5 protein-coding genes are annotated in these 4463 nt (G+C 40.9%); 2 read left to right on the top strand and 3 right to left on the bottom strand.

Annotated features, from left to right (window positions below):
- Window positions 1-233: 233 nt before the first annotated feature.
- Window positions 234-1232: a hypothetical protein gene (locus OEL83_21080; protein MDK9709539.1), complete on the top strand. Its 999-nt coding sequence runs from the start codon at window positions 234-236 to the stop codon at window positions 1230-1232.
- 87 nt (window positions 1233-1319) lie between these two features.
- Window positions 1320-1712 (top strand): lasso peptide biosynthesis B2 protein, encoded by a 393-nt coding sequence (locus OEL83_21075; protein ID MDK9709538.1) that lies wholly within the window; start codon window positions 1320-1322, stop codon window positions 1710-1712.
- 54 nt (window positions 1713-1766) lie between these two features.
- On the opposite strand, the gene OEL83_21070 is transcribed toward OEL83_21075, so the two are convergent.
- From OEL83_21070 to OEL83_21060, 3 genes are all read right to left on the bottom strand, one after another.
- Window positions 1767-1928: a hypothetical protein gene (locus OEL83_21070; protein MDK9709537.1), complete on the bottom strand. Its 162-nt coding sequence runs from the start codon at window positions 1926-1928 to the stop codon at window positions 1767-1769.
- A gap of 210 nt (window positions 1929-2138) precedes the next feature.
- A complete protein-coding gene (locus OEL83_21065; protein MDK9709536.1) occupies window positions 2139-4085 on the bottom strand; it encodes an asparagine synthase-related protein in 1947 nt (648 codons plus the stop codon).
- Between the two features lie 77 nt (window positions 4086-4162).
- Window positions 4163-4255 carry a PEP-CTERM sorting domain-containing protein gene (locus OEL83_21060; protein ID MDK9709535.1) on the bottom strand — a complete coding sequence of 31 codons (93 nt, stop codon included), beginning with the start codon at window positions 4253-4255 and terminating at the stop codon, window positions 4163-4165.
- Window positions 4256-4463 lie beyond the last annotated feature (208 nt).

The following is a 4463-nucleotide window of genomic DNA, read 5'->3' as shown; positions in this document are numbered from 1 at the left end:
GATTCGTTCGTTACCATGTAGCATGAGGGTTACCTCCATTTGTTTTGATGTTTGGTTCGCACCTTTATCAAAACTGGTAACCCTCATCTTTTCAAGTGAGGTGTCAGATCAAGTCGAAACTATTTCATTTGATTTATAGCGGGAATTTCTTTTGTACTTCTTTTTTGCTGGGATGTTATAACTTATAAGAACCTACTGATATAATTTTCATACCGTGAAATTTGTGGACGAATTTGTTCGAGAGCGGAACAAATCAGTTTGTTTTCTTGAATGGTCAAAATGTGAAAATTTGCAGTTTCCTCGCAGCAGACAATTTTAATTCTATGTGTTACTTCTACAGTATCTTTTGTCTTGTTGTTCGGTCTGCTGTGGTCTTACCCGCTGTCACCGTTGTCTCATCTGAAAAGAACACAGTGCCAGATGTTTTCATTGAATATGGTTTAACACCTGCAAGTCTAACCAATCCTCGATTCAGCGCGGCCTGGTTTCAAGCTGACTTTGGTGAATTCTTGCTAACGATTCAAGGTGTTGCAAGATATTATATTCAAAATGGTTGTCGCATCACTATTACACCTGAGGAAGGAGCCGATGAGGATGAAATTATCCTCTTTTTGATGGGATCGGCTATCGGGGCTCTTCTGAACCAGAGAAATGTTTTGGTTCTGCACGCAGGTGCCATTGTGGTCAATGGCAGGGGGACGATTTTTCTTGGGCCTTCTGGGATAGGGAAGTCGACGCTGACGGCCGGACTCCACAAACGCGGATACTCTTTTTTAGCTGACGATGTCTGTGCGATAACTTTGATCAATGGAATCCCAACTGTAATTCCCGGTTTTCCGCGATTAAAACTTTGGACTGACGTGATGAATAGATTGAATACCGATAGAAAGGATTTGAAATGTATTCGAGGATCACAAGGGCTTGAAAAATATCTTCTACCTGTTGAACATGCTCAAGATGCGCCGGTTCCTTTGGGTATGGTTTACGGAATAGAGGCCGCGGAGGTTGAAGCAATTCAAATATTGCCATTAAAGGGAGCTGAGAAAATAAATCTCCTTCTTGCAAATACCTATCGTTTTGAATTTTTACAAGGTCAAGGCCGTACCGCATTTCATTTCCAGCAATGTGCTGACATTGGAACAAAGATTGCTGTCTATCGAATTATCCGTCCATTCAACACCTTTCTCCTTGAGGAACTTATGAACCTCCTGGAAGAAAACTTCCAAAAATAATAATATGGCATGGGTATGTGGTTCAGGTCGGTTCAGGATATTGCCGCTAAATGGCACAGACGGTCTACTGTAGAGCGAATGTTGTTAATGGAGTCTTTTCTCATGCTGGGTATCGCACGTCTAGCAGTACTTCTGTTGCGATTCAAGTGGCTGACTCTTTTGCTGGGGGAGAAAAAAACGAAAATTGATGAGTATAAGGATTCGGCCAAATCTAGTATCTCTTTGGCTAGGAGTATAGGCAAAACGGTGGGCTCGGCTGCAAATTACACTCCCTGGGAAAGTTTATGTCTGCCGCAGGCAGTAGCTGCTCTATGGATGATGAAACGTCGGGGTATTGCATGTACTCTGTGTCTGGGGGTCGCGAAACATAAATCTGATCCGGATAAACTTACCGCTCATGCCTGGTTGTGTTGCGATGGCGTAATTCTTACCGGTGCGGAGAATTATGAGAAATATACAGTAGTTGCAATGTTCTCATGATGCAACTTGCAACGATTCCGTGCCTCTAGGAGAGGCAACTGTATTTATAAAAGCTTAAGAAATGCGAAGTTTATCAGCATCAGTGTATGGACCAGACCAGGCACCAAAGGTTTCTTTTACTTGTAGGTCGATGATCTTTGGCTTTTCCCAGGTTTTTTTCTCAACTTTAGTGTCAGTATAACTGAATTGATCTGCTTGAATTTTGTCGTGGTTCATAATTATAGCTCCTTATTGAACATAACTTGAAGTATAAAACTTGCGTTGCGAGTATGCGAAATAGCATGAAATCACGTGTTTTTCAGAATTGTACTCTGCAACGCTAAAATTCTATCACAAAGAATGAGAAAGATCAATGTTTGAGCTGGAGACAATAGTTCAAACAACTTGTGGTAAGACTAATGTCTTAAAGCAAAAAGTATTTTATACTCAGAATTCGTTGCCAGAGTAGTCTTTGGAATCTATTTTATCAAACCATTGCAAAAAAGATGCCATGGAAATGGCATCTCCAAGCAAAGTCAAAATATTTGGATGCCAGGCAGTTTTTTCTACAGAAGAACAGATATAATTGAGATAGTCAAAAATCTTGGCTTTATCTAAGTATCTGGCGATTGAAGAATTTTCCTTGGTGAGCAACTCTTCTATAAACACTTTATCCCGCAGTATCCTCTGCATATAATCTGGAATAAATGGTTTTTTGCCAGGCCGAAAGGCGATCTCTACAGGTATTATGCCCTTCATTGCCCTCCGAAAAATCGATCTATGCCAGCCATCTTTAAAAAACTGTTCCTGTGGAAGGCTCATGCAAAATTTCACTATTCGAATATCTAGAAATGGGTGACATACTGACAACCCGAATGAAGCAGCAGTTGTGGCTCGATGCTCCATAAAGGAAGAGATAGCATAGGTGACTGCGTGTTGAATGACCAACTGATGATCTAAAGCTTTTTGTATATTTCGCTGTTCTTTTAATATATTCAGCCGTTTGTAAATATCGGAGCTCATGCATAATGATCGGCTAAATGCATATTGCACTTTAGGTGTTGAATTCTTCCTGAAAATGAAATTGAAAGCAGAAGGAAAAAAGTCTGGTAGAAATTTTAAAAGAACTTGCCGAAGGAAAAGAGAGGCAAAAGAATCACCGGTGACTCTCTGTCGAAGTTTCAGCGAACTATATAGTTCCTTGAGTCTAAATTGAGACGCTAGATAGGCCAAACAGTTAGTTCCCGCGAAAGAAGCGGTCATGTCTCCGCCGATTCCCGTCAGAAGGACCCTCACCTTATTAAGGGACGCCTCTTTATAAATGGACTCTTGTATGAAATAAAAAGAATCATGAAGAGGTTCACATAAAATGTTGAAATATTCATCACAGCGCTGAAAGGGACTTTGTGCAGGTGCAGTTATGTGATAATGGACATTCCCGGTTTTTTTTAGAAGGAGATCGATAAATTTTCTTTCGTCTATTTCCTCTTCCTTGCTGATAGCTGGTAAAACGTATGAGTATGTTGAAAAAGGAATATTTTTTTTTCGTAACGTGTCATTCGTGATAGCTGCTAATGCTGAGGAATCTAAACCGCCACTTAACATGACTCCAACAGGAAATACTGTCCGAAGTCGGCAGGATATTGCCTGAGTTATCTGTTCTCGTAATGCAAGGGCATAATCTTCGTCGCATGATAAAATGAGAGGTTTTTGTCTTTCAAGCTTCCAATATCGTTGCAGGGACAATTTGTTCTTACTGAAAATCAACGAATTCGCAGGGGGGAGTCGTTTGATATGAGGATGGATAGTTGTCTCAATGTCTTCGTAATTGCCGATGAGGTAATCAGCAATAGCGTGTTCATGGAGCTTTCCCCAGACATGAGGCAATTTCAGTAATCCTTTTATATTGCTGCAAAATGCAAAGAAATTGTCGGAGTTATGATAATAAAAAGGCCTGATACCCAAATGGTCTCTAGCGGCAAACAACTCTTTTGTTTGGTCATTCCAGACGGCAAATGCAAAATCTCCGAGAAGATGTTTCGCGCAATTTTCCCCCCACTTAATATATGATTTTAAGATAATTAAGCTATCTGTAATACTGTCTTGACAAGATCTTGGGCAAGAAAGGCCGAGCTCACATAAAACTTCATCACGATTATCGAGCCTTGCATCCGCAACAATAGTGAAAGGAGCTTGTTGTGAAAATGATTGCAGTCCTAAAAGAGACTGCTGGTTGGTTGGAAGCTCTCGATAGCCGAGACCAACTCCTACGCTGTTGGTCCAAATCCTACAGTCAAGATGGTTAGGGAGGGGAAAAGATTTAAGAAGGGACAGATTGACGGTATTGGGGCAAAGGGCGATTCTACCCGGAATGAAACCAGAAATGACGGTCATTTAAATAAGAAAATCCGCTGGACGAGATAGCTATCGTTCCAGCGGATTCATGGAATTATGTCCAAAGCGGCAGTGTCTTATTTTTGGATATTCTTTTTTCTACGTGCTGCTATTCCTAAAAGACCTGTAATTCCAGCTCCAAACAAAAACATTGTAGCAGGCTCAGGCACCGCATCGTAGGTAAGCTGGGCATAGTCAACAACCGCGCCCCAGTCTTGTGAAATGTCGAGATTCTTTACGGAGAAAACTATGCTAGTGTCACGTCAACCTTGAAATGTCGTAATATAATGTTATACTTTGTTCATACTCAACCAAGGAGGTTCGACTATGAACAAATACATTGTGACACTCACCCAAGAAGAACGTGAACTTCTGGGT

Source organism: Desulforhopalus sp., from assembly GCA_030247675.1.
In the GTDB taxonomy this organism is placed as follows: Bacteria; Desulfobacterota; Desulfobulbia; order Desulfobulbales; family Desulfocapsaceae; genus Desulforhopalus_A.
Note: the sequence above shows the minus strand (reverse complement) of the source record. Positions and strands in the feature narration are given on the sequence as shown.

Coding starts and splice junctions, on each gene's coding strand:
- OEL83_21075 (MDK9709538.1), top strand. CDS start 1,320: ATGGAGTCTTTTCTCATGCTGGGTATCGCACGTCTAGCAGTACTTCTG.
- OEL83_21070 (MDK9709537.1), bottom strand. CDS start 1,928: ATGAACCACGACAAAATTCAAGCAGATCAATTCAGTTATACTGACACT.
- OEL83_21065 (MDK9709536.1), bottom strand. CDS start 4,085: ATGACCGTCATTTCTGGTTTCATTCCGGGTAGAATCGCCCTTTGCCCC.